The organism is Sporosarcina sp. P26b (assembly GCF_002743245.1).
Classification (GTDB): domain Bacteria; phylum Bacillota; class Bacilli; order Bacillales_A; family Planococcaceae; genus Sporosarcina; species Sporosarcina ureae_C.
The window spans coordinates 1-23,365 of sequence record NZ_PDYW01000014.1; the positions used below are offsets into that span (position 1 = coordinate 1).

Sequence of the window (23,365 nt, forward strand, 5' to 3'; positions counted from 1 at the left end):
TGTAAACCATCCACTTTTCCACTTCCTATTCCTCTCTTTCTATAGACTAGCTTCAGTATATAGAAAGTAGATTTATATTGGAAAACTGTTGATTCTTATTTGTTGGAAGCTGTTGAATCTAGTTTAACGTTTACACCGGTCTTCTGAGAGATTACAGCAAATGAAGCCTAGATTGCTAGTTGGACAATTTTCCGGTGCAGTTGGTTCTTTAGCTTCAATTAAGGAAAATGGTATTGAGCTTCAGAAAGAGTTGATGAAGGAACTTGACTTGGGCGTGCCAAGCGTATCATGGCATGCTTCAAGAGATAACTTTACTGAGTTCGCTGGATTCATGGGTATTCTAGGAAGTACTTTGGCAAAGATTGCGAATGAAGTGTTCCATCTTCAAAAAACAGAATTCACAGAACTTGAAGAACCGTTTAAAAAAGGGAAAGTGGGCAGCAGTACAATGCCACATAAACGCAATCCTTCGAGAGCACAAAACATTGTTACGATGTCTAGAATTTTAAAACAAAATGTTCCGTTATTCCTAGAAGCTATGATTCATCAGCATGAACGTGATATGATTTCTTGGCAAATGGAGTGGGAAATTCTACCTGAATCGTGTATGTTGTTCGGAGCTATTCTATCAAGTACTGAAGAGTTATTAAAAGGTTTGACAATCAATAAGGAACGCATGTATAAGAATGTGTCCGAGTTAACTAATGGACTTATCATGTCTGAAGCTATCATGATTAAACTTGGTGAAACAATTGGACGTCAGCATTCACATGACTTAATCTATGACGCTTGTATGGTTGCATACGAAGAGAATATCGATGTGAGGGATATCCTATATAAAGACGAAGTGGTAAAGACAGAATTCTCTCAGGAAGAATTCAAAGACATGTTTGATATAAAAAACTATACTGGTTATTCTAATGTTTTTGCTGATCAAGTGCTCGAAGAAACTAGAAAATTAATTAGATGACATTGACTGAAAGTGAAAGGAGGTACTTTTCATCAATAATACTTTAAGTGAAGTATATAATTTCATAATAAATACCGACTTTAATGACTTACCGGAAAACTCCGTCAAGACTGCGAAACTCGCATTCCTAGATACGATAGCTGTATCTCTCGCAGGAATCGGAAGTGAGGAAATGAACATTCTTTCCGAAGAGCTGATCGGTGGAAGTGATCTATCGTTGTTGGAGCGACTGAAGGAAGCCAATGAAAAAGACTTTGCATTATTATTTGCAACACTTAGTCACGTCATCGATTATGACGATGTAAATTTTACTTTTCACGGACATCCTTCTGTTGCATTAATACCACCATTATTGACCTATGGGAAATTCCAAAATGAATTAAGCGGTAAAGAATTGATTTTATCCTACGTTATCGGTTTTGAGGTGCAGGCCAGACTCGGAGAAGATCTCGGCAATGCGCAATACCAAAGGGGGATGCATGTAACATCTACACTTGGCATCTTTGGAGCGGCAGCAAGTTTAACAAAGGCTATGAAACTGAACTTTGAACAATTTAGTAATTTGATTGGGATGTGTGTGTCGTTTTCTAGTGGGGTGCGCAAGAACTTCGGCACAATGACCAAGCCTTTGCATGTGGGCATTATGGCGAGTAATGTAATGCTGTTTGCAAACCTTGTGAGAAAAGGCTTTACGTCCAACCCAGAAGCGTTCTCTGAGCCAATGTCTTATTCAGACGTCTCAACAGGCTCCCATAATAGTTTGCTAGCGATAAAGAAGCTCGGTGAGGTCTGGGAATCTGCGGATTTTGGAATTATCGTGAAAAAGTACCCTTGCTGTGCATACACTCATAGATCAATCGATAGCGTAATTAAGTTGATAAATGACAATGATATCGATGTGTCTAGTATTACAAAAGTAATCGCTAAAGTGAATCCTAAGGTACCAACTGTGCTAATTTATCCGAATGCCAATACACCAGCTGAAGGGAAATTCAGTATGCAGTATTGTCTAAGCGCAGCTATTATTGATAAAGAAGTAAATTTAAATACGTTTACACAAGACAGAGTGGATAGAAGTGAAATCAGAGTTCTGATGAGTAAAGTAGAAATGGAGGGTGACGAAGCACAAATAGGGGTGAATAAAGAACAATCTGCATCCGTTACTATATATACTGCCGATAATGTATATCATGAAATGACAGAGTTCCCACTCGGACATCCGAAAAATCCATTGTCAGAGATACAAATGTTTGAAAAAGTAGCTGACATTGTGAATGAAAACATCACACGAGATAATAAGGAGCTATTACTTAGTTTACCAAAATTTCTACAGGACAAAACATCAGCGGATTTACTAAATATGTTTTCTTGATTCGAAAAAGGGGTTTTCAAAATGAAAATTAACTATGATAACAAAGTCAAACTAGGCAATTTGCCTACTACCATACAATCGTTGAAAACGTTGTCGAATACATTGAATGGACCTAACATTTATATTAAGCGCGATGATGAAATCGGTTTAGCATTCGGAGGTAATAAAGTTCGGAAATTAGAATTCATAATGCATGATGCACTTGAAAAAAAAGCAGATATTATCATGACATCAGGTGGAATCCAAACAAACCATGGAAGATTGACAGTTGCTGCGGCTAATAAATTTGGACTTAAATCAGTACTAGTAATTACGGGTGAGGAACCAGAGCGTTATGAAGGGAATTTACTCTTAAATGAGTTGCTTGGTGCTGAAATTCATTTCGCTTATAATCATGATTTCGATAGATCCGTAATGAATCAAAATGAAGCAAATCGTGTGGCAGGAGAGAATAGAATAAGAGAGCTGGTAGAGTATTATGAAAGTCGTGGCTTAAATGTCTACGTAGTACCTAGAGGTGGGCGATGTATTCCTGGCACGTTAGGCTATACATCGGCTGTTAAGGAAATCATAGAACAAGAGGAACAAATGAATGTGAAATTCGATTATGTCGTTACTTCAGTAGGTAGCTCCAGTACTATAGGTGGCTTACTTGCTGGTAAGAAAATGTACGACCTGGGTGCTAGTATAATTGGTGTAAGTGTTTCGCGGAAGGAAAGCGAACTGAAACAACTAATCATCGAACAAGTACATGCATTTGCGGAGTATTTTCAAGAGCAGATTAATATCAATGAAGATGATATTAAAGTTTATGATAGCTATGTAGGTGAAGGGTATGCTATACCATCGGAATTAGGTAATCAAGCAATTCACTTATTAGCAGAGAAAGAAAGCGTTTTCATTGATCCGGTGTACACAGGAAAAGGGATGAGTGGACTTATTGATTTAATAAAGAACAATGTTTTCAAACCGGAAGATAATGTGTTATTTATCCATACCGGCGGAGCACCCGCGCTATTTGCTTATGCATAAATGTAACCTAGGAGGAGTTAGGATCATATGAAAAAGATATCATTAATTACTTTGCTTGCTGTATTGTTATTGGTCGTGGCTGCTTGCAGTAATAGCGATTCGAGCTCAGAATCAAACGAAACATCTGGAGACAGTAAGACAAACTTCCCTGAAAAAAATATGAAAGTCATTGTTCCATTTGCCCCAGGTGGGGCGGTTGATACGATTAACCGTATGATTAGTAAGCATAGCGATGAATATATGGATGGTCAAAAGATCATTGTTGAAAATAAAGAAGGCGGCGGGGCAGTCATAGGTCAGTCATTCGTAGCAGGAAGCAACCCTGATGGCTATACATTGCTAGCATTCACTTCATCGGCAGTTAGTAATCCGCTGACGACAGAAACTAATTACACACACGAAGATTTTGAACCAATCGTTATGTATTCATTTGAACCTGAGTTGCTTGTTGTACCGGCTAATTCTCCTATTAAAAGTTTCGAGGATTTTGAAACACAAGCAAAAACAGGAGAAGTCATGTTGGCAACACCAGGACATTCAACATCACACCATACAGCAGGAATACTTCTCCAAGAAAAATTCGGATGGAATATTAACTTTATTCACACCGAAAGTGGAGGAGAACAGCAACAGCAATTATTAGGTGGCCATGTCGAAGCAGCGTTGCTGACATATGGTGAAGTACAGGCGCAAATTAAAGAGGGTACGATTCGCCCAATCGCTATCATGGATAAAGAAAGAAGCGAAGAAATTCCAGACACTCCCACATTTAAAGAGAATGACGTAGATATTGAGTATGGTCCCTTCCGAGGCATTGCTACGCCAAAGGGGATTCCTGAAGATGTGAAAGAAAAACTTGAAAAAATGTTCACTGGAGTCTTGGAAGATCAAGGATTTATTGATGATATGGAAAAGGCGGGATTTAAAGTAGTGTATGGCGATTCAGAAGTATTACAAAGTAAAGTAAATCAAGAATTTGACTTTATTAATCAAATTTTGCCATTACTTTTGGAAAAGTAATCACAGATGCAAATGACTACGAAAGAGCTACCTTTTGTGTAGCTCTTTTCAATCCATTTAGGGGGAGGGCTAGTTAAGTGAAGGTATCAAACATTATATTCTCTTTCAGTATGATTGGGTTAAGTATATACATATTTATTTATAGTCTCTCATTAGGTAAGGATTCTTCACTATTTCCAATTATAATATCTGTTCCTTTGTTTGTTTTTTCAATAATGCTTCTTATAATAACTGTAAAAGGGAAAAGCATTGTTTCTGCAAATATACAAGTAAAAAGGGAGAAGCAATTAAAGTTTACTTTTGCAATTGTAACGATGGTGGTCTATACAATCATAATAAATTATCTTGGATTTTTCCTGTCTACGATTTTTTTATTTATTTCTACCGTATTTATTTTATCGGAAGAACCAATTAACAGATCGATCAAAAGTAATTTATTGATATTTATTACTGCAATTATTATTGTTGGGATTGTTTATTCACTGTTCAAATTTATGCTAAATGTTCCACTTCCGGAGTTATTATAAGGGGGATTGAGTGATGGAAGGAATTATTATAGGAATTAACGAACTTATGAATGTTTATACTTTACTATTTTTAGTAGGTGGCGTAATAATCGGTCTAGTAGTCGGTACTCTACCTGGCATGAATGACAATATTACAATTGCAGTGCTCATCCCAATTACATTTGGTATGGAACCACAGCATGGATTATGTTTACTTGTAGGTATTTATTGTGCAACTTGTTTTGGTGGATCATTTCCTGCAATACTATTAAACATACCAGGTACTGCATCGTCAGTGGTCACGACATTTGACGGCTATCCTATGGCTAAAAATGGACTAGCGGGACAAGCACTGGGAATAAGTACAGTGAGTTCTGTAATTGGTGGTGTGATCAGTGGATTCACGTTACTTCTATTTGCTCCGATTCTTGCCCAACAGGCATTAAAATTTGGACCTACTGAATACTTCTCCTTGATCATTCTGGGTTTCTGTACAGTAATAGGGATGGCTACAGGTAATATTATTAAAAGCATGATAGCCGTTATTATCGGATTGTTCATTTCTACTATTGGTATGAGTCCTCAAACTGGTGAGAGCCGCTTTACTTTTGGAAACGCAAACTTGCTGGATGGTATTCCACTTGTAACGTTAATGATTGGATTATTCGGGGTGACAGCTGTTTTTGAGATGATATTTGAGGTAGTTACCAAAAAATCTAATAAGAAAATGGAAGTGGGCCGTATTTGGCCTGATAAAAAGCTCTTCAAACGCATTCTTCCCACTACATTAATTTCTGGTACAATGGGTACTGTCGTTGGTATTTTACCAGGAGCAGGAATGATTATGGCTATTTACTTAGCCTATGATACGACCGTCAGACGATTGAAGAATAAAGTAAAGAACTTTGGTCAAGGAGCACCGGAGGGGGTAGCCGCACCCGAGTCGGCTAATAATGCCGTCGTTGCAAGCTCCATGATTCCTTTAATTTCACTTGGAATTCCAGGTAACTCTGTTTCGGCTCTGTTCATTGGAGCTTTGATGATTCATGGACTACAGCCAGGACCAGCATTATTCAAAGATGCTCCTGAAATCTCCTATTTGTTATTAGTTTCATTTTTAGCGGCGTATGTTTTCATTTTGCCATTAGGTTTATTAATGGCAAAGTTTTTAACAACAACAATTCTAAAAGTGCCCAAGAACTTATTGGGGGCTACTGTCATTGTACTTTGTTTTACAGGAGCCTTCGCTTTTAAGAATAGTCTGTTTGACTTCTGGATTATTATCATTTTTGGCGTTATCGGATTCATCTTTAATAGATTAAACATACCATTTTCTGCTTTGATACTAGCTGTTGTGTTAGGTAAATTGTTGGAAAAGAGCTATCATCAAAGTATGGTTCTTTCAAATGGCTCATTCGCAATTTTCTTTGAGAAGCCGATCAGTCTGACTTTGCTTATTGTATCATTATTGTTTGTTACATGGCCTATCATTACAGGTTTCAGAAAGAAAGAACCAATAACTTAATTTTGGAGAAGGTAGAGATAGCATGGAAATTTCATTACTAATATTATTGTTTTTTGTAGGTATTTTGGTTGGATTTATCAATATCGTTTCTGCTGGCGGATCGATGCTTACGTTACCTATACTTATTTTTATGGGGCTGCCCTCTTCGACCGCAAATGGAACAAACCGGATTGGAATAATAGTCCAAAATATTTCCGCAATGATGCATTTCAGAAAGAACAATCTTTTTGATTGGAAGTTAGGGCTTATATTATCATTCCCTGCAGTCATTGGCTCTATATACGGAGCAAATTTAGCAATTGATCTGTCGGATAAGATTTTTAATAATACGCTTGGTATTTTCATGTTGATTATTATTGTGCTGTTGACAGTGAAACCGCAAAGGTACTTAAAGAAAGTAAAGATACAATCCAACGTATTACGAATAACATTAATAATAGTTGCGTTTTTGATTGTAGGTTTTTATGGCGGTTTCATTCAAGCAGGTGTCGGTTTTATTATTATCATAGCTTTATTACTACTATACCCCAATAAGACACTGGTCGAAATGCACAGCATTAAAACCTTTGTGATTACAATCTATCTGTTGATCTCCACATTCGTCTTCATTATAAACGGGAATGTAAATTGGACATTTGCCATTGTACTTGCGCTTGGAAGTGCGATTGGAGGGAATCTGGGCGGAAGATTCGCATCAAAGGTACCTGAAAAAGTATTACAAACAATATTGATAGCCGTTGTATCCATAATTTCAATAAAACTTTTTCTAGGAAGTTAAAATACTTAATTTTGAAAATAGCTTTGTTTTGGAAGCGTTAATTGAGTAAGTCTTTCAATATTTGACGCTATCTCAATTAACATACAATTACTTTGCAACTAAAGATTTGTATAACGTATGTATTAGAATACCGATAGGCTTGGAAATATTGTGAATAGTGGCTTGGATTATAAACATTCTCTTATCCTTCAGATGACGTACAAACGTCACTCAGTTTAGACGTTTTAAGTTATCAATTTCAATATTCAAAACAAAAAATCTTACATTCCATAGTTTAATAAAAAAGTAATTACAATGTGTTGCATAAGACCATCAAAAAGCTCTTCATTTTATTTTATGGTGGTTCGTCATATGAATTATGACAGAAATGAAAGCGAATATTTTAATCGTCCGTGATTGGAAATTGATTATGGGAGGGAAATTCAACGAAGATTCATTTACCCACATGACTCTATATGAAATCAAAAAATCAAAACACATTTTCCAACGAACGTACTTACGATGTGTTTTTAGCGTATAGAGTTGCTTTCTATGCATTATCTAAGCGTACTAGTTATTATATATAAGAAGGTCAAGCGTTAAATGCTTCAGTCATAAATAGGTAGCTCCTGAATAATCCTTTGGGTAGTTGAGGAATAGTTTTGCTTCAAGGGATACTGCTAATTTCCAGATTGTCCGATACGTTGATTATTGATTGTAGTACTTCGATATGTAAACAAAACTAACGAACCTTGAGAATTAGGCACTTACTTTGCATGATACGCTAAGTGAAGCAGGCTACGCAAATCTCGACTTTTATGAAAATGGTCAAGATGCATTCGATTATTTGGAGTCGTTAGTGGCGGACGCTGTAGACGTGAAGAAAGAAGTCCAGTTGGTCATTACGGATATTGAGATGCCACAAATGGATGGTCATCACTTCACAAAACGTGTGCGTGAAACACCCCAACTATCCGGTCTACCTATCATTATCTTCTCTTCACTCATCACAGATGATATGAAGCACAAAGGGGACAGCGTCGGAGCTGATGATCAAGTCAGTAAGCCGGAAATTGCTGAATTGGTATTGAAGATCGATAAGTATAAATTATAAGAATGAGAGACTTCCGTTTTATGCGGGGGTCTTTTTTTGTTCCTAGACTAAAAACACGCCACTTACCGATACCGGCAAGTGGCGTGTTAAGTGGGTTCTTTATTTATCGTCGTCACGTTTCACCTTATCATCGATCGGAACATATTCTCCCTTAAGTCCATCTTTTTTGATGTCGTAGTATTTATCTGCACCTACTCCACCTTCATCGATCATTCTTGAAATACCTTTCGTGCGCATTTCATGTTCTTTCACAATTTTTTTGCGGTCGTCATTCGTCATATTCGTTTCCACCTTTCACTGAAATGTATGTTGGAGAAAATGGTGTGCCTTTACAGACTGATCTACCATTTACTTATTCTTTACTATTTTTGTCTTTGGATACTTCTACGATTTCTTCTTCCGGTGACACTTTTTTAATGTCATAATACTTATCCGCGCCCATCCCGCCTTCATCGATCATCCTGGCGATTTCCTTCGTGCGCATTTCATTTGCCTTCACAATTTCTTTTCGGTCGTCTTTAGCCATTTATAATTCCTCCTTTAAAATAAAATCTTCTTTTACTCTTTTAGGAAATATAATCTGTGTCTGGACTCTTTGTTGAATCTTCTCTCTATTTTACCACAAATACGTAAAGGAATGGGGAAATGCAAGTACTCTACTAGACGATTTACAGAAAATTTCATTATTGAAAGACAATTGAATGAAGAAAATGGTATATTTAGTGAAAGGAAGGGAGTTGCGCGTGTGAAAAAGCTCTTTTTACTCATTTTTGTATTTAGTAGCCTGCTGGTCGGATGCGATGAAAATACAGTGTCCTATTCGGAAGTAAAGCAGGAGCAAGTCAATGAAAACGTCAAAAGATTCATTCAGAGTGTAGAAGGGATTCAAGATCCAGAACGCAACGGAATATATAAATATTATGATAAAGCACATATTCAATACTTATACGTAACGCAGGATTTTCTCGCTAACGAAAAAGGTTTTGGCGGGTTGGATATCGAAACAGATAAAGATTCTATGCATATATATTTGAATGAAAATGATGAGCCGACAGAAGATACCTATTGGCTATATCGAATTAAATCAGATCGTGAATTTACGTATTCCAAGGTCTATAAAAATGGTGAAGAAACCTATTTCGGTACGATTGGCGTATCCGGCGACTAACGACTATATATTTACTGTCGAAAAAAGGGAAGTGCGAGCAAGTGGTAATGAATATAAATAGAAAAACAGACATTCCTCATATATATGCGAAAAACAATGAAATCTATAAAGTCAGTGATGGATTCTTGCGATTAACTGGATATGAAGAAAAAGATCTCATAGGACTATCACTTACAGATGTAGGCGTATTACTAAAATCTGAACATCAACTATCCATTCAAACTATCCAAGATGAAGCGCACGTCTATATTTATAACGATGAACTATTGCCGATAGAAGTGACAATTAGCTTCAGCACACTGGACTCCGATGTTAGCGTCTATTACTTTGAGAAGCTGGAAAGTCCTTCATTATACTTCACGTTAAATAATTTCGGAAGCAACGCAGCCAATCAAAATGGTTCTGTCGCGATTTTTAGCTATCCAGAAAGAATTCTTCTGCAGTATGACGAGAACTATATGGACGTCTTATCGTCGATGGATAGTAATTCCGACAACGTGTTAGGTAATCACGCCGTATTTTCAGTCGCCATCATGGGTGTACTATCCGAAGGCTTGTCTCTTCATGAATTTGAAGTGAAGGTTGTCGGGGCTAGGGGAATGGCGACGTATTGGGATATCAATATAAAAATGATTACGGGGGAACGCGATCGTCAGTTTGCCGTAATTTCCTTTTATGATGTGACGGAGAGGGCTTATAAGAGAAAGTGTTCCGAAAAACGTCATGCCGGGATGGAACTGATTCTGGATAATATTTCAGATGCGGTTACTATTTTGGATAAGGATGGGAACTTCGTCTATATAAATAATATGGCCAAAGATTTCTTATCACCCTATCTTCCGTCTCATATCACGAATTTTGAATTGAGTTCTACTAAAATAGCCTATGAAGCGTATGAATTAAACGATGTAAATGGCGAGAAGATTGCGTTTGAAAATACGCCCGATCGGCGAGTGTTACGCGGTGAAAAGTTAAGTAATCACAAAATCATTGCAACGAGCGAACGGTCTACGACGTATTTTTCATGTGAAGGCCAACCCCTTTATGATATGGCAGGAAATATAGACGGCGCTATTTTGATTTACAAAAACACGGCGCTCGTCCATAAAGCAGTAGAATATCAAGCACTAAGAGAAAACATGGATGTGTCTCCCATTTACTATGTGTCCTTTTCTCCAGAAGATTATAAAATCGATTATATTAATCAATACGCATTTCAATTTATTCAGATGCAGCGAAGCAATATCTCTACAGAACTAGATATTATCGGAAGATCGTTTTTTGATTTCTATAGAGCAGATAATTTACATGACGTGAAAAATGAAATCCACACTTCCATTACAACTAAAATTCCTTTTGTACACAAACATCAAGCCATGTTAAAAGGAGAGAAAAGGTATACAAAAACTATATTCCATCCCATATTTACGTGTGACAATATAGTAGAGAAGATTGTCGCGGTAGGGTTTGATATAACAGATGAGAAAATCGCAACGGAAAATATGGAGAAACTACTCACAATGCAAGAAGAAATCTTCATTAATATATCCCACGAACTCAAAACACCGTTAAGTGTCATATTCAGTGGTGCACAATTAGTAAACTTGTATTTAGAAAAAAATTCTCTCGAAGAACATAGGGAAGAACTCTTCAATATCAATAAAGCCACGATAGGAAATTATTATCGACTCATTAAATTGGTCAACAATATTTTGGATATTTCCAAGTTGGAATCGGAAGTGTATGAGCTAAGCACATACAATTATAATATTGTAGAGATTATTGATGGGATTATAGACTCGGTATCAGACTATACGAAGTCTCAAGATATTCAACTCCTCTTTGATCCTGAAGTGGAAGAGGTAATGATGGCATTGGATGTTTATAAATTCGACAGGATTCTACTCAACCTTATTTCCAATGCTATTAAATTCTCTGCAAAGGGCAGAAAGATACTGGTACAATTAGTGGTAACCGATCAAAATACTGTAAGAATTTCCGTCACGGATGAGGGAATCGGTATCGCGCAAAAAGATCTGCACGAAGTCTTTAAGAAGTTCATCCAATTGAATCGTAATTTTAATCGTCTATCTGAAGGCGCAGGACTTGGTTTACCTTTAGCCAGATCTTTAGCCGAACTGCATGGAGGCACACTGTACGTTGAAAGTGTATTAGGTGAGGGAAGTACATTTACTATTGAACTGCCCATCGAGAATTCCACTACTAACGGAACTATATATGAGCCTACTCATGATATGGATCGGATGGAGAGAGTGAAATATGAATTCTCGGATATATATTTTTAAAAAGGGCATGAAGATATGGATATGAATACTGTGATGGTAGTTTTAAGAAATTTATTCATGGGTTTATTCATTGTTTTATTCGTTGTGGATATTTTCTCGAAAAAGTCATATAAAATTCAGTACTATGTGGCTATAACACTCGGAGTCGTCTTTTCAGCTGTAATCTGGGATTGGCCAATAGCGGTCAAAGTGGGGTTTATTGCGCTGTATGTTGGTTTAGCTGTAAAAACAATTTCTGACGTTAGAAAAAGAAATGTAGAGATGAATGCAGATGTATGAACGCAAAAGAGTCCATTAACGCAATCGGACTCTTTTGCAACAGTCAGGTAGTTAGATGAAGGAGGAGTTTTGTGAAGTACTTGTCAACCGTACTAGTGGCCATGTTTTCGGGGATGTTGATTTTCTTTGGCCCTATCGGAATGTATATCTTATGTGTATTGATCATCGGAGTCATTTTCAGGTCATTCATATTAATTAATGAAATCCATAAACAAGTCGTACCAGCCGATAGCAATGACAGAGTGAAAGAGGCGTACGAGAGATATATAAAAGAGAGAGAAGAAAAAGAAATGGAAAGCTAATCTATGACGTGCTTAAACTTTCCGACGCGATTGCTTGATATTGCAATCAGACCGAACTATCTGAATGAACAAGCGGATTGGTCTGATGATAAAGGGGCTTTATATGAATACAAAACGTAAAAAGAAGGTCTGGGGGATAGGTGCAGGAGTATGTATTGTACTTGTTGTAGCTTTCATATCTTGGTATTATTATCCGTTCTCGCCTTTTAGCATCCATCAAAGCTCTACCTATCATCCTGTTCCAGAAACTCATAACAGCAAAACCTACGAAGAAGCGATGGGTCAGTTTAAAGTTGCTTATGAGAAAGATCTAGATAAGGATGTAGAAAGTGATCATCGCAACCCTACGGTAAATCGAACTCAATTTATTCTTCCGGTTTTTGAACAAGAATGGCTGATCGGTACGGATTCGAAAACAATGGATAAAGACAAACTGGATAGAATGCTTTTAGATGTACAACAGGCAAGAAACACCTTGTTACATCTTGTGTCTGAAGGAGATTATTCTAGGGAACAAAGAGTACACCTGGTAGATAGTTTAAATAACTTCCTGAACTTAGAAGAGAGTATTAGATTTATAAAAAACGGAAAGTATTTTTCGAGAAGTGATTTACAAACGATGTTAGGTAATCTGCAAGGCGATTTCTGGGCAGTTTTTGATCACTATACTACCGTCTTTTATGATGTATCTCATAAATAAAAGTTTGTTTTATAAGTAACTATCATAGTACCGCAATAGAGTAAGAATAATGAGTAAGAGAAGGTAACTTGTAAGGGCAATTGAATCTTTACATAACTGAATGGCGTAAATAAAAAAAGGAGGGGACGAAAATGAGCAATAAATCTACTTTAGCCGTTTTTTTAATTGCAATTCCTATACTGATCGCAGCTTTTCTTATTATTAACCCGGATCTATTACTATCGGGCGGCTATGAATTAGCTCTTGACGGATTTGTACTATCAAGAACTTTAGTGATTATTTTCATATTGTATATGCTATTTAAATTAGGTTTGATTTTAGTTAAGCAATCAGACAAATAGTTTTTTATTAGAATGGTGTATTAACAGAATAAGATTTGAGCTTTAAACGGGCCGAAGTGAACGGTTAACAAAAGGGGATTGATACACATGAAAAGACCTTTTAGTACCTGGTCAATTGTTTTTATAGTTTTAGGATTAGTGGCATTTGTGGTCAATTGGATAACACCTGAAATAATGGAGCCTGTTGTTCTAGTCGGTTATATCTTTTTAGTAATTGGCATGATTTTTAGTTTTATCGCTTTTCTCAAAAGGGAAAATGGCGTAATGAAAATAATATCATGTGTATCCTTTTTCATCATTTTACTTTGCCTTGTATTGATTGAACCACTTATGTTTGTCTATATACTTACTTGGTTAAAGAACATATTTTAACAAATGGATACGTTTACTGAATAAGGGCAGGGCTACAATCGGACCAAATTATTAGAAGAGGAGATTGAAAGAATGAATGATATGAATTTTATGGGGGCAGGAAATTGGATTGGTATGCTCTCAACAATTTTAATCATTACTTGTTTTTATTTTACACTTACATTTTTCCAACATTTAAGACTTAACGATGAACGTGTTGTTAAACAGTCAAAGTTAGCAGCAGTTATTTGTTTAGCACTTGGCTTGCTGTTACCCGTCTTATATGGTTTTTATATGTACAATCAGATGATGCGGTGAAAAATAGGTAATGTGGGACAATCGAGTACTTGATTGTGGCACAAATTTTATGCCATTAACGGGCCAGTTTGAGCATGAACTTTATTGAACAAAGATTGGGCGAGGTGGATATGTGCTACTAATATTTTTATCTTTCTATGTTTTACTCATACCACTTTTTATTTTATTACATGAAGTTGGGCATGGATTAGGAGCTGTTTTTTCTTCTGATTCTGAAGTACATATCTATTTAGGTATAAAAAACGAAAAAAATAAGGAAAACTTTAAGATTGGAAGATTACATTTTCATATAATTTGGTCTTACACTGGCTTTGCATATTGGGATGCAAGATTAAATAAAAGGCAAAAAGTAGCTGCATTAGCCGGTGGTCCTTTAATGTCCTTGCTACTTACACTTTTATTTGGGTGGTTAACAAATATAACTTCCCAAAATGAGCTCCATCAATTATTTTTTGGATCTATGGTTTTTAATCTTTTTCAATTTATATCGACAATAGTACCTGTTAAATATCCTCGATGGATGGGTGGATATAGTGGACATCAATCAGATGGTTTACAGCTTCTGAGGATAATGAAAAGTGTAAACTAACAATCGGGCGCGTTTACGTGATAGCGACAAAATAGATACTCCATAAATCATTAACTAAAATCACATCGTTATAATTTAAAAGTATGATCACTATCAATTAGGTATAGAACTTTTCCAATATGCGGTATAATAATAGAAATACTCTACTTGTATACTTGGGAGGTTACTCATTTGTTTGAAGTTATTAATAAAAAGAAGGCACAATTAGATGCTGCTCGTCCCTTGCCTAAATATACATTAAAAAGTTTGCGGGAAAAGTTATTTCTAGAATGGACCTATAATTCGAATGCGATTGAAGGAAACACCTTAACCATGAACGAAACGAAAGTGGTCCTTGAAGGAATTACAATCGGTGGTAAGACACTAAGAGAACATTTGGAGGTCATCAATCATCGTGATGCTATTACTTATGTTGAAGAAATTGTCCAAATGAAAGAACCCCTTTCTGAATGGCAAATAAAAAATCTACATCGTTTAGTGCTGAAAGGAATTCATGACGAGTATGCAGGTGCGTATCGTAAAGAACAAGTTTTTATTTCTGGGGCAAGACATAGACCACCAGCACATTATGTACTTGAAGAAAAAATGGAACAAATGATGAATTGGTATCTTAACGAAGCTATCCATCTTCATCCAGTTGAGCGTGGAGCGATGTTACACGCTATTTTTGTAGGCATTCATCCATTTATAGACGGAAATGGACGCACTTCAAGACTTTTGCTGAATTTAGAAGTAATGAAAGATGGGTTTCCTCCTGTCATTATTAAGGTGGAAAATCGATTGGCCTATTATGAAGCGCTTGACAAAGCACATACGACAGAAGATTATAGCGATTTTATAGCATTAGTAGAACGTGAAGTAGAAGATTCTCTTGACTTATATCTAAGTACAATTAGTTAAAAAGCATCTCTATGAGGTGTTTTTTTGCAACCATTAGATGTGCTTCAATCGGGCCAATTAGTTCAAATGGCTAGGAAAATAATATTGCATTGAAAGGAAACGACAATGAAAAAAGTAAGAGCAATTTTTATTGGTGATGTTAGATATGATCAATGTCCAGTTTTTGAATTGAATAACGAAACGGACTACTTTGAAATGATAATTGACAAAGAAGTTAGATATGGAAAAGTAATAGTTGAGGAAGATGATGATTTTTGATTTTTGAAATTGAAAAAGATATCGCAACATTAATCGAGTAATAAGGTAATCGGGCGCAATTCTTAAATAAGGATTGTACCCTTTTTCATAAAATGGGCCTTTAAGAAAGGTTGTTGTGATATGGATAAACTAAAAAGGTTTGATGATGTCCCAGCAGGTGAAAGTATTAGTTATGAACATTTTTTATTTTACTTAGAACAAGGTAGGGAAATTGAATTTGTTTATCAGAAGCAAGAATACTTTATTTCACATTCTTTAGAAGGAAGAGCTATGTGGATTGGTCAAAAAAGGGTAAGCGAGTATTTTGGTGACCTTAATCAATATATAATTGATTATGTGAAAATAGAGGGAATTCCTTTAGCGGATCTAATTAAACGAAAAGAAATTAAGATCACTACTGTTTTTTAGTAAAAGGTTGTAGTCTATAATCTTCGTTAATCGGGCGCGTTAACGGCAAATCGTTATGTAAGAAACGAGTGTGGATGAGGGGAGGAGTAGCCATTTTTGGTTACTCCTTTTATAATAGATAAAACAGACGAAAGTGGTGAGAGTCATGCTATCTGAAGAAATAAAAAAAGAAGTTGTAGACTTGCTAAATGAACGAGTAAATCCGTCATTTATTTTATTATTTGGATCTCATGGAAAAGGCACTGCTAGAGAAGACAGTGATATTGATTTGGGTTATTATGCAGTTGATTTACTTTCATCATATGAACGTTTTATATTAGCGGGTGAACTAGCACAAGTTGCTAAAAGGGAAGTCGATTTAGTCAATATTCGAGAGGTAGATACAGTATTTGCTATGCAAATTTTTTCAACAGGTAAGTTACTTTCTTGCCGTGATGAAAATGAGTTTATAAAACAGCGAATGAAGGCTTTTAGTATGTACATTAACCTTAACCAGCAACGAGCAGAAGTATTACAAAGCATTCGGGAAAGAGGGAGTGTATTCGGCGATGAATGATGTGATTTTAAATAAAGTGACAACCATCGAACGTTGAGTGAATCACATCTACCTTAAGGTTTTAGCATGAATAGAGGTAAAATAAATGAAACTTTTACGAAGATTTAGTATCGCTATACTTTCTGCACTAGTATTTGCTTTAAGCTTGGCATTTTTTGAATATACTTCTTCAATGGAACAGCAAGCCGGCGTTAGTACCTTTACTATCAGCGCGCTGTTTGTTCTATACCTCCTTTATTCCTTACCCATATATATAATTGGTGGGATTGTGTACTCGCATTACGTCGATGTCTATTTCGAGAAAATCAAGTTTCGAAATGAAGTCTTGAAATACATCATGTACATCCTCGTATATATAGCAGGCGGATTATTCATTGTAGGCTTACTTTTACTCATCACGTACCTGATCGACGGAGAAGTCTCGGGATTACTCATATCCAATATTTTTATACTCGGTGTGTTAGCTTCGTTATTATTTTTCCACATTTCACTGCTTGTAAACAAAGTGTTGAAAATAAAAGCAAATGAACCTTTCATGTAATCGTGACTTTTTAATTAGACTAGCTTGATCAATGAAGACGAATGAGGGGGATGAAAAATGAAGAACATCACAAAGCGTTTGCTACTACCACTATGTTTACTCCTTCTATTGACAGGTTGCAGTTCCACTACGAATCAAAAGAGTGAGGATGTATTTCAATACAAAGGATCATTGATTGGGGATAATAGTGCGGTTATTCATATAATTGAACAACTTCCATACGCTGAAAAGTTTCATGAGGTTTCGCTTGAAACAAAAACACAACCGTATGGAATGACCATCATGTATGAAAATATAGATACAGAAATGGCTGAACGTGAATATGAGGAAGCGGCTGTTTACAATGCTAGTTATCTATTAACATTAATTGATAATGCCGAATGGGTTGTCTTTGATTTTGAAGGTCATTCATATAAGATGAGCAAATCGAAGTTAGAAGACTGGTATGGCAAGGAATTACATGAATTTACAAATGAAAACGAGTTGGAAACACTCATTCAACGTATGCTTGAGCAAGATAGCGAGTTACATCAGCTTTTCACAGAATAAGTACGTTCTAGCCGCTTTTAATTAAAGAACAATCGAAACATTCGACATTATAAGAACAATTTAAATTACAACAGACACCCACATTTCTATGGTATACTTGCAAAAAAAATCAAGCATATTTGGAGATGGACAACTATGATACGATTTGAAAATGATTATACGGAAGGCGCTCATGAGCGAATTCTGAAACGATTGATTGAGACGAATGAAGAACAAACTCCTGGATACGGTATGGACGAACACTGTGAAAAGGCTAGAGGATTTATTCGAAAAGAGTGTGAAGCATCAGAAGCAGATATCCACTTTTTAGTAGGGGGAACTCAAACCAATACGACAATCATCGCTTCGATTTTGCGTCCATATCAAGGCGCCATCGCTGCAGAGAGTGGCCATATCGCTACACACGAAACGGGTGCCATTGAAGCGACTGGACATAAAGTGCTTACGATACCGAGTGAAGACGGAAAGATTACAGCTGATCAAGTGAAAGAATTAGTCGATGCTCATTGGCGTGATGCAAGTCCTGAGCATTCTGTGCAACCGGGTCTCGTCTATATTTCGAACCCTACAGAAAATGGAACGACTTACACAAAAGCTGAACTGGAAGCTTTGAATAAAGTGTGTAAGGAAAGTCAGTTGCCACTCATACTGGACGGAGCTAGATTAGGATACGGTTTGGCATCGCCAGACAACGATATCACACTGGCAGATTATGCACGACTATGCGACGTATTCTATATTGGCGGAACGAAAATCGGTGCCATGTTTGGCGAAGCGGTAGTTATCACAAATGAGTCACTAAAAAAAGATTTCCGCTATTTGATCAAACAAAGAGGTGGCTTGCTGGCTAAAGGACGACTTTTAGGCATCCAGTTCGAAACATTGTTTGAAGATGGATTGTACTATGAAGTTTCAAAACATGCTGTGGATATGGCGTTGATCCTTCGCCAAGCATTTGTGGAAAATGGATTTGCCTTACGCTATGATTCCACAACGAATCAGCAATTCCCGATTTTGCCGGAGTATGTCATTGCGGAATTAAGCAATAACTATTCATTCTCTCACTGGGAAAAGGTAGATGCGACACATAGCGCGGTTAGATTTTGTACAAGCTGGGCTACGAAGAAAGAACATGTAGAGATGTTCGTCAACGACTTACATCGTGTATGTATTAAATCATGAATTGTTTCGTGATGATCCATGCAATTCATTGATGTATCATCCGTTTCGGTTTATAGTGAACTTACAACATTATACGTTCCGCTTCCGTTAAGGGGAGTAGCTATTACAGTAAAAGTCGTCAATACAGGATACACATCCTCGGCCTTACTGGCAACTCACGTTGTTTGCGAGACCTTACCAATTATTTGGTGAGGTCTTTTATTTTAGTAGAGACATCGAGACCAATAATTGGTCTTGATGTCTCTTTTTTATTTTTTAAAACTACTGGAGGTAATATATTGAGTATGTATCAAGAACTTGTAGATTCGATCATCATAAATAAAAAGAATCGTCTACTGGGCTATAATCCTTCGTTGCAGCTAGTCGGAACAGGGAGAAGTGCATTTGTTTTTAGGATTATGTCTTCGAATAAAGCCATTAAAGTGTTCTTTCCAGGTTCTTCGTATATCGCGAAAGAAGAAGCTGAAGTGTATCAATCACTTACAAGCATTCGCTATTTCCCTAGTATTTATGAAACGGGAGCGAATTATGTGGTGATGGATTATATTGAAGGAGAAACGCTTTTCGATTGTATGACCAATGGGCGATTAATTACAGAGGTGCATATAAAAGAGATTGATCATGCGTTATCTTTAGCAGTAAATTGCGGATTGAATCCTTCAGACATTCATTTACGTAATATTTTCATCACGCCTGATGAGCAAGTGCGGCTCATCGATGTGGCACGGTATAGACAGAAAAAGAACTGTAAACAATGGAGTAATCTTAAAAAAGCACATCGACAATTTTATCAAAAACGTTACTTTTCGAAAAAAGTGCCTAGTTCATTTTTGAATGCGATAGCGTTCTTGTATAAAAAGGGACTCATACCTTCGTATAGGCTATAAAAAGAGGCGGGGACCGAATCTGTATAGATTCGGTCCCTGCCTTTAGTTAATAGGTTACCCAGCTTAAGCCAGTAGTTCCTTCACCGGCATGTACCGCTACGCAGACACTCAGTGAAACGACGTGTACTTGCAGTGTCGGGAATTCTGATTGTAATTCATTCTTCCAAATGTCCGCGTCATGCGCATTGTGGCAGTGGATGACAGCCACTTCGTGCACATCGGCTTTTACCATGTCAGCTCGGAGTAAGGATGTTACGTGATTTTTTGCCCGCTTATTCGACCGAACTTTTTCTGTCATGACAGCTTTCCCGTTCTCGAAACTGATCAGGACTTTAATGTTCAGTAGATTACTTAAGAAAGTCTGTGTCCCAGAAACGCGTCCACTTTTATGCAATTGGCCAAGACCACCCGGAATAAACGACAACTTCGAGTGAGAAGCCATAGCGTTAAGGGTTGCGACCACTTCTTCTGGTTCTTTGCCGTATGCGAATAATTCATTGCCAATTTCAATCATCTTAACCATCGGAAATGAACCGATTTTTGAGTCGATGGGATACACAGGGAAGTCTGTCATGTTCGCAGCCGCTCGAGCAGTTTCAAACGTTCCAGAAAGTCCGCTAGATAAGTGCACAGCGACCGCAAAGTCATATCCATCAGCCTGTAATCTTTCGTATAATGAAGTCATCTCACCGATTGCGGGTTGAGAGGTTTTTGGAGAAACTTTTGCCGCACGTAATTTATCGTAAAACTCGTCCTTCGTAATATCGATGGACTCTTTATAACAGACATCGGAAAAAACTACACCCAGTGGCAGAACATATACATCATATTTTTGGATGAATGCATCATCCAGTTGTGCAGCAGTATCTGTAATCCAAGCTATTTTCTGCAATAACTGTTTCTCCTCTATATAAATGTGATTTTGAAACGTACATGACCTATTCATAATCTACACTACTGCATAGTAACGTCCTAGTGACAGTTGTCATATCTTGTCGAATTTTAGGGGGACTGTCTTAATTTGAACATATGTCTATGACATAAAGAGGCGATAGACCCGTAGAGAATGTATATGAGCAAAAAAAATGAGTCCGAATATATTCAGACTCTTGTTGAACAATAAATTATTGAACTTCCTTTTGTGCCACTTTCAAACTAGCGGGGTCATAATATTGATCCACTAAATCATAAATAGTGATCAATTCATAGAGAATCACGAACTCTGGCGGGAACTGGTTCGGATGAATTCCTTCATCTGCTGTGATGCACTTCGTATCTTCCCAAAAAAGATCGGTGACATGTTGTAATTGCGCCCTGTGCTTTTCTGGATCATAGTCAATAGAATGCTTTAAGTCATGCGCCAGCTGCGTCACGGCTTGCATGATCACATGACGTTCTGTCGGAGTCCACGAAGTGATTTGCCGCGGAATATGCAGTAAAGTCCCCAAGTGAAATTCAAGATTATGCAAAAATGTTAATTGCCTTTCTGCCATGAGAAGTTCTGCCTCTCGATTTTTGACCCATGGATAAATTTTGGATTCATTGCGCTGAAAATTTATGAACGTTTCTGTCCTTTTGATGTCTTTCGTTAGTTGCTTGAGATTTTCTCGTTCACCTAAGTGATCTTCATGTTCATCATATAAATTTTTTCGGAATGTTCGTTCCAACATACTGCCTGCCCGTTCTCCGATACTTTGGATGCTTGTCAAAATATCTTTCCGGTAGTTCGGAGGGAAGACGAGCATGTTGACTGCGGTAGATACGAGTAGACCGACTGTTGTCGTACCTAATCGAATGAAGAACGCGATTAAGTAGTTGCTGTGGATGACTTCGACCATAGCGACGGCTGTCAATGTGGCAACGAGTAGGCCTGCGTGTAGATTTAATCGATAACAGACTAAAATCGTAGCGACCGCGGCCAATGTATACGTAATCGGGGAATTCCCGAATAATGTAATGAACAGAACAGCAAATGCGGAACCGATAGCGGAAGCCGGAAATCGCACAAGCCCTTTTTTGATGGAATCACTAACGGTCGGCTCAATTGTAACGATGGCTGTGATGACCGCGAATACCGGTGGCCAATTAAACCATTCACAAATAATTGCGGTTAAAAATATAGCCAGCCCTGTTTTCAATATTCGACTGCCATTGAAATGAAAGGATCGCATGCGGTTATAACCTCCAGTTCTAACTGCGTATATTTAGTACTGTAGTACATTATATCATTCACGACCATCGGAACGTACGAGCGGTACTATTTGCGCACATGCACCTACACAGATTTTTATTTGGCGAATACTATGCTGTATCAAGGAATAGATTATTCATAAGGCTGTAACTCGATCACTTCATTGTCAGGTTCGGAGATAAAGTATTAAATACGTATAAAAATAAGAGAAGGGGTGTGGGAAATGAGTATCCTTTTATATTTAATAATTGGCGGTGTCATTGGCTGGTTTGCTAGTCTAATCATTGGCAAAAGTGTTCCAGGCGGTATCGTCGGCAATATTATTACAGGAATCATAGGTGCGTGGATTGGTGGAAATTTATTCGGCAGTTGGGGACCGCGCTTAGGCGATTTTTATGTCGTACCAAGTATTGTAGGGGCGCTGATTTTTGTCATAATCGTTAGCTACATTATGAAAGCAGCGCAGAAAAGAAGGTAATTAGATAGGAAAGAGGGCTACCCGAATTGTCGTTGGGGAGTCCTTTTTTGTAATATAATGTGTGATGCAACGTAAGGGGCGATACATTCAGTAATGTTTTCAAAAATAATTGAAATTACTATTTTCACCGCTCAATAAATAGAATAGTTAGACAGTTTGTGGGATAATGAGGTAATGAAAAGGGGGGTTCGTCATGGATAGTCGATTTCCGATCGGAGAATTACACGTTCCTGAACATGTAACATTGGAAGATATTCAACAGTGGGTACGAGAAATTGAAACCTACACGACTCGATTGAGAGAAACTGTAGATTCATTGAATGACGAAGAGTTACATAAAACGTATCGCGAAGGTGCATGGACCGTTCGTCAATTGGTGCATCATATTGCAGACTCGCAGTTGACGATGTATCAGCGACTAAAGCTTGCGTTAACTGACGACAATCCAACAGCGCCCGCGTTTGATCAAGAGAAATGGGCTGTACTACCTGACACAAAACTACCGGTTGAGCCTTCGATTAAAATGCTCGAAGGAATCAATGAGCGTATTGTAGCGTTAGGCAATAGTCTAACGGAAGTGCAACTGCAACGAACATTTATTCATCAAGTAAACGGCGAGATCACAGTAGCGAAAAAGATCGCAAAGCTAGCTTGGCATGAAGAACATCATTTAGCGCATATTAAGATAGCTTTGGCGAAATAGGCGTGTCTTATATCGTATGACCCCGCCACTTCTTCACATGGAGGAAGTGGCGGGGTTTTATT

General features: G+C 37.3%; 30 protein-coding genes and 2 pseudogenes. 28 read left to right on the forward strand and 4 right to left on the reverse strand.

What is annotated here, in order from left to right; translation table 11 throughout:
* Window positions 1-142: 142 nt before the first annotated feature.
* The 9 genes and pseudogenes from CSV69_RS17335 to CSV69_RS11715 form a co-directional block, all read left to right on the forward strand.
* Window positions 143-487: pseudogene (locus tag CSV69_RS17335) on the forward strand (lyase family protein); the annotation flags it as partial.
* Between the two features lie 228 nt (window positions 488-715).
* Window positions 716-970 carry a hypothetical protein gene (locus CSV69_RS17340; protein ID WP_255396882.1) on the forward strand — a complete coding sequence of 85 codons (255 nt, stop codon included), beginning with the start codon at window positions 716-718 and terminating at the stop codon, window positions 968-970.
* A gap of 67 nt (window positions 971-1,037) precedes the next feature.
* Window positions 1,038-2,342 carry an MmgE/PrpD family protein gene (locus CSV69_RS11685; protein WP_233192387.1) on the forward strand — a complete coding sequence of 435 codons (1,305 nt, stop codon included), beginning with the start codon at window positions 1,038-1,040 and terminating at the stop codon, window positions 2,340-2,342.
* Between the two features lie 21 nt (window positions 2,343-2,363).
* Entirely contained in the window at window positions 2,364-3,374 is a 1,011-nt protein-coding gene (locus CSV69_RS11690) for a D-cysteine desulfhydrase family protein (RefSeq protein WP_099693492.1), read from the forward strand.
* A gap of 27 nt (window positions 3,375-3,401) precedes the next feature.
* Entirely contained in the window at window positions 3,402-4,394 is a 993-nt protein-coding gene (locus CSV69_RS11695) for a tripartite tricarboxylate transporter substrate binding protein (protein ID WP_099693493.1), read from the forward strand.
* A gap of 77 nt (window positions 4,395-4,471) precedes the next feature.
* Window positions 4,472-4,921 (forward strand): tripartite tricarboxylate transporter TctB family protein, encoded by a 450-nt coding sequence (locus CSV69_RS17420; protein ID WP_099693494.1) that lies wholly within the window; start codon window positions 4,472-4,474, stop codon window positions 4,919-4,921.
* Window positions 4,922-4,967: 46 nt separating this feature from the next.
* Window positions 4,968-6,425 (forward strand): tripartite tricarboxylate transporter permease, encoded by a 1,458-nt coding sequence (locus CSV69_RS11705; protein WP_233192382.1) that lies wholly within the window; start codon window positions 4,968-4,970, stop codon window positions 6,423-6,425.
* 22 nt (window positions 6,426-6,447) lie between these two features.
* Window positions 6,448-7,203, forward strand: a complete 756-nt coding sequence (locus CSV69_RS11710; RefSeq protein ID WP_099693496.1) for a sulfite exporter TauE/SafE family protein — start codon at window positions 6,448-6,450, stop codon at window positions 7,201-7,203.
* 751 nt (window positions 7,204-7,954) lie between these two features.
* Window positions 7,955-8,296 (forward strand): annotated as a pseudogene (locus CSV69_RS11715) (response regulator); the annotation flags it as partial.
* 99 nt (window positions 8,297-8,395) lie between these two features.
* On the opposite strand, the gene CSV69_RS11720 reads toward CSV69_RS11715, so the two are convergent.
* Together CSV69_RS11720 and CSV69_RS16870 are read right to left on the reverse strand one after the other, a co-directional pair.
* Entirely contained in the window at window positions 8,396-8,575 is a 180-nt protein-coding gene (locus CSV69_RS11720) for a hypothetical protein (RefSeq protein WP_099693497.1), read from the reverse strand.
* Window positions 8,576-8,648: 73 nt separating this feature from the next.
* Window positions 8,649-8,822 carry a hypothetical protein gene (locus CSV69_RS16870; RefSeq protein WP_158232664.1) on the reverse strand — a complete coding sequence of 58 codons (174 nt, stop codon included), beginning with the start codon at window positions 8,820-8,822 and terminating at the stop codon, window positions 8,649-8,651.
* A gap of 219 nt (window positions 8,823-9,041) precedes the next feature.
* Here CSV69_RS16870 and CSV69_RS11725 point away from each other — a divergent pair, with 219 nt between their 5' ends.
* The 17 genes from CSV69_RS11725 (at window position 9,042) to CSV69_RS11800 (ending at window position 19,931) form a co-directional block, all read left to right on the forward strand.
* Window positions 9,042-9,464, forward strand: coding sequence for a hypothetical protein (locus CSV69_RS11725; RefSeq protein WP_099693498.1), 423 nt, complete (start codon window positions 9,042-9,044; stop codon window positions 9,462-9,464).
* 47 nt (window positions 9,465-9,511) lie between these two features.
* Entirely contained in the window at window positions 9,512-11,770 is a 2,259-nt protein-coding gene (locus CSV69_RS11730; RefSeq protein WP_143560828.1) for an ATP-binding protein, read from the forward strand.
* A 33-nt stretch (window positions 11,771-11,803) separates the two neighbouring features.
* Entirely contained in the window at window positions 11,804-12,049 is a 246-nt protein-coding gene (locus CSV69_RS11735; RefSeq protein ID WP_158232665.1) for a hypothetical protein, read from the forward strand.
* A 71-nt stretch (window positions 12,050-12,120) separates the two neighbouring features.
* Window positions 12,121-12,351, forward strand: coding sequence for an ATP-dependent Lon protease (locus tag CSV69_RS11740; RefSeq protein ID WP_233192383.1), 231 nt, complete (start codon window positions 12,121-12,123; stop codon window positions 12,349-12,351).
* A 103-nt stretch (window positions 12,352-12,454) separates the two neighbouring features.
* Complete coding sequence (locus CSV69_RS11745; protein ID WP_099693501.1) at window positions 12,455-13,051, forward strand: hypothetical protein; 597 nt, start codon at window positions 12,455-12,457, stop codon at window positions 13,049-13,051.
* Between the two features lie 131 nt (window positions 13,052-13,182).
* A complete protein-coding gene (locus CSV69_RS11750; RefSeq protein WP_085428004.1) occupies window positions 13,183-13,392 on the forward strand; it encodes a hypothetical protein in 210 nt (69 codons plus the stop codon).
* 87 nt (window positions 13,393-13,479) lie between these two features.
* The gene (locus CSV69_RS11755) at window positions 13,480-13,764 is read left to right on the forward strand and encodes a hypothetical protein (protein WP_099693502.1); all 285 of its coding nucleotides are present in this window, start codon (window positions 13,480-13,482) and stop codon (window positions 13,762-13,764) included.
* A gap of 72 nt (window positions 13,765-13,836) precedes the next feature.
* Window positions 13,837-14,061: a hypothetical protein gene (locus CSV69_RS11760; RefSeq protein WP_085428006.1), complete on the forward strand. Its 225-nt coding sequence runs from the start codon at window positions 13,837-13,839 to the stop codon at window positions 14,059-14,061.
* Window positions 14,062-14,173: 112 nt separating this feature from the next.
* A complete protein-coding gene (locus CSV69_RS11765) occupies window positions 14,174-14,650 on the forward strand; it encodes a hypothetical protein (protein ID WP_099624974.1) in 477 nt (158 codons plus the stop codon).
* A 171-nt stretch (window positions 14,651-14,821) separates the two neighbouring features.
* Window positions 14,822-15,550 (forward strand): Fic family protein, encoded by a 729-nt coding sequence (locus CSV69_RS11770; RefSeq protein WP_099624975.1) that lies wholly within the window; start codon window positions 14,822-14,824, stop codon window positions 15,548-15,550.
* Between the two features lie 105 nt (window positions 15,551-15,655).
* Window positions 15,656-15,808: a hypothetical protein gene (locus CSV69_RS16875; protein ID WP_158232666.1), complete on the forward strand. Its 153-nt coding sequence runs from the start codon at window positions 15,656-15,658 to the stop codon at window positions 15,806-15,808.
* Between the two features lie 120 nt (window positions 15,809-15,928).
* Window positions 15,929-16,216 carry a hypothetical protein gene (locus CSV69_RS11775; RefSeq protein ID WP_099624976.1) on the forward strand — a complete coding sequence of 96 codons (288 nt, stop codon included), beginning with the start codon at window positions 15,929-15,931 and terminating at the stop codon, window positions 16,214-16,216.
* A 145-nt stretch (window positions 16,217-16,361) separates the two neighbouring features.
* Window positions 16,362-16,772: a type VII toxin-antitoxin system MntA family adenylyltransferase antitoxin gene (gene mntA / locus CSV69_RS11780; protein WP_099624977.1), complete on the forward strand. Its 411-nt coding sequence runs from the start codon at window positions 16,362-16,364 to the stop codon at window positions 16,770-16,772.
* An 85-nt stretch (window positions 16,773-16,857) separates the two neighbouring features.
* Window positions 16,858-17,313 (forward strand): hypothetical protein, encoded by a 456-nt coding sequence (locus tag CSV69_RS11785; RefSeq protein ID WP_099693503.1) that lies wholly within the window; start codon window positions 16,858-16,860, stop codon window positions 17,311-17,313.
* A 57-nt stretch (window positions 17,314-17,370) separates the two neighbouring features.
* Complete coding sequence (locus CSV69_RS11790) at window positions 17,371-17,862, forward strand: DUF4825 domain-containing protein (RefSeq protein WP_099693504.1); 492 nt, start codon at window positions 17,371-17,373, stop codon at window positions 17,860-17,862.
* A 135-nt stretch (window positions 17,863-17,997) separates the two neighbouring features.
* Window positions 17,998-19,044, forward strand: coding sequence for a threonine aldolase family protein (locus CSV69_RS11795; RefSeq protein ID WP_099693505.1), 1,047 nt, complete (start codon window positions 17,998-18,000; stop codon window positions 19,042-19,044).
* Window positions 19,045-19,328: 284 nt separating this feature from the next.
* Window positions 19,329-19,931: an RIO1 family regulatory kinase/ATPase domain-containing protein gene (locus tag CSV69_RS11800; RefSeq protein ID WP_233192388.1), complete on the forward strand. Its 603-nt coding sequence runs from the start codon at window positions 19,329-19,331 to the stop codon at window positions 19,929-19,931.
* A gap of 46 nt (window positions 19,932-19,977) precedes the next feature.
* Here CSV69_RS11800 and CSV69_RS11805 read toward each other — a convergent pair whose 3' ends face one another.
* Both CSV69_RS11805 and CSV69_RS11810 read right to left on the reverse strand, forming a co-directional pair.
* On the reverse strand, window positions 19,978-20,823 hold the full coding sequence (locus CSV69_RS11805; RefSeq protein WP_099693507.1) for a DegV family protein: 846 nt from the start codon (window positions 20,821-20,823) through the stop codon (window positions 19,978-19,980).
* Window positions 20,824-21,055: 232 nt separating this feature from the next.
* Complete coding sequence (locus CSV69_RS11810) at window positions 21,056-22,102, reverse strand: FUSC family protein (protein ID WP_099693508.1); 1,047 nt, start codon at window positions 22,100-22,102, stop codon at window positions 21,056-21,058.
* Between the two features lie 243 nt (window positions 22,103-22,345).
* On the opposite strand from CSV69_RS11810, the gene CSV69_RS11815 reads away from it, so the two are divergent.
* Window positions 22,346-22,600, forward strand: coding sequence for a GlsB/YeaQ/YmgE family stress response membrane protein (locus tag CSV69_RS11815; protein WP_099693509.1), 255 nt, complete (start codon window positions 22,346-22,348; stop codon window positions 22,598-22,600).
* A gap of 193 nt (window positions 22,601-22,793) precedes the next feature.
* Window positions 22,794-23,303, forward strand: coding sequence for a YfiT family bacillithiol transferase (locus CSV69_RS11820; RefSeq protein WP_099693510.1), 510 nt, complete (start codon window positions 22,794-22,796; stop codon window positions 23,301-23,303).
* The last annotated feature ends 62 nt before the right edge of the window (window positions 23,304-23,365 follow it).

Coding starts and splice junctions, on each gene's coding strand:
- mntA (WP_099624977.1), top strand. CDS start 16,362: ATGCTATCTGAAGAAATAAAAAAAGAAGTTGTAGACTTGCTAAATGAA.
- CSV69_RS11800 (WP_233192388.1), top strand. CDS start 19,329: ATGTATCAAGAACTTGTAGATTCGATCATCATAAATAAAAAGAATCGT.
- CSV69_RS17340 (WP_255396882.1), top strand. CDS start 716: ATGTCTGAAGCTATCATGATTAAACTTGGTGAAACAATTGGACGTCAG.
- CSV69_RS11795 (WP_099693505.1), top strand. CDS start 17,998: ATGATACGATTTGAAAATGATTATACGGAAGGCGCTCATGAGCGAATT.
- CSV69_RS11735 (WP_158232665.1), top strand. CDS start 11,804: ATGGTAGTTTTAAGAAATTTATTCATGGGTTTATTCATTGTTTTATTC.
- CSV69_RS16875 (WP_158232666.1), top strand. CDS start 15,656: ATGAAAAAAGTAAGAGCAATTTTTATTGGTGATGTTAGATATGATCAA.
- CSV69_RS11755 (WP_099693502.1), top strand. CDS start 13,480: ATGAAAAGACCTTTTAGTACCTGGTCAATTGTTTTTATAGTTTTAGGA.
- CSV69_RS16870 (WP_158232664.1), bottom strand. CDS start 8,822: ATGGCTAAAGACGACCGAAAAGAAATTGTGAAGGCAAATGAAATGCGC.
- CSV69_RS11785 (WP_099693503.1), top strand. CDS start 16,858: ATGAAACTTTTACGAAGATTTAGTATCGCTATACTTTCTGCACTAGTA.
- CSV69_RS11810 (WP_099693508.1), bottom strand. CDS start 22,102: ATGCGATCCTTTCATTTCAATGGCAGTCGAATATTGAAAACAGGGCTG.
- CSV69_RS11720 (WP_099693497.1), bottom strand. CDS start 8,575: ATGACGAATGACGACCGCAAAAAAATTGTGAAAGAACATGAAATGCGC.
- CSV69_RS11750 (WP_085428004.1), top strand. CDS start 13,183: ATGAGCAATAAATCTACTTTAGCCGTTTTTTTAATTGCAATTCCTATA.
- CSV69_RS11695 (WP_099693493.1), top strand. CDS start 3,402: ATGAAAAAGATATCATTAATTACTTTGCTTGCTGTATTGTTATTGGTC.
- CSV69_RS11730 (WP_143560828.1), top strand. CDS start 9,512: ATGAATATAAATAGAAAAACAGACATTCCTCATATATATGCGAAAAAC.
- CSV69_RS11775 (WP_099624976.1), top strand. CDS start 15,929: ATGGATAAACTAAAAAGGTTTGATGATGTCCCAGCAGGTGAAAGTATT.
- CSV69_RS11705 (WP_233192382.1), top strand. CDS start 4,968: ATGAATGTTTATACTTTACTATTTTTAGTAGGTGGCGTAATAATCGGT.
- CSV69_RS11820 (WP_099693510.1), top strand. CDS start 22,794: ATGGATAGTCGATTTCCGATCGGAGAATTACACGTTCCTGAACATGTA.
- CSV69_RS11710 (WP_099693496.1), top strand. CDS start 6,448: ATGGAAATTTCATTACTAATATTATTGTTTTTTGTAGGTATTTTGGTT.
- CSV69_RS11760 (WP_085428006.1), top strand. CDS start 13,837: ATGAATGATATGAATTTTATGGGGGCAGGAAATTGGATTGGTATGCTC.
- CSV69_RS11690 (WP_099693492.1), top strand. CDS start 2,364: ATGAAAATTAACTATGATAACAAAGTCAAACTAGGCAATTTGCCTACT.
- CSV69_RS11790 (WP_099693504.1), top strand. CDS start 17,371: ATGAAGAACATCACAAAGCGTTTGCTACTACCACTATGTTTACTCCTT.
- CSV69_RS11815 (WP_099693509.1), top strand. CDS start 22,346: ATGAGTATCCTTTTATATTTAATAATTGGCGGTGTCATTGGCTGGTTT.
- CSV69_RS11745 (WP_099693501.1), top strand. CDS start 12,455: ATGAATACAAAACGTAAAAAGAAGGTCTGGGGGATAGGTGCAGGAGTA.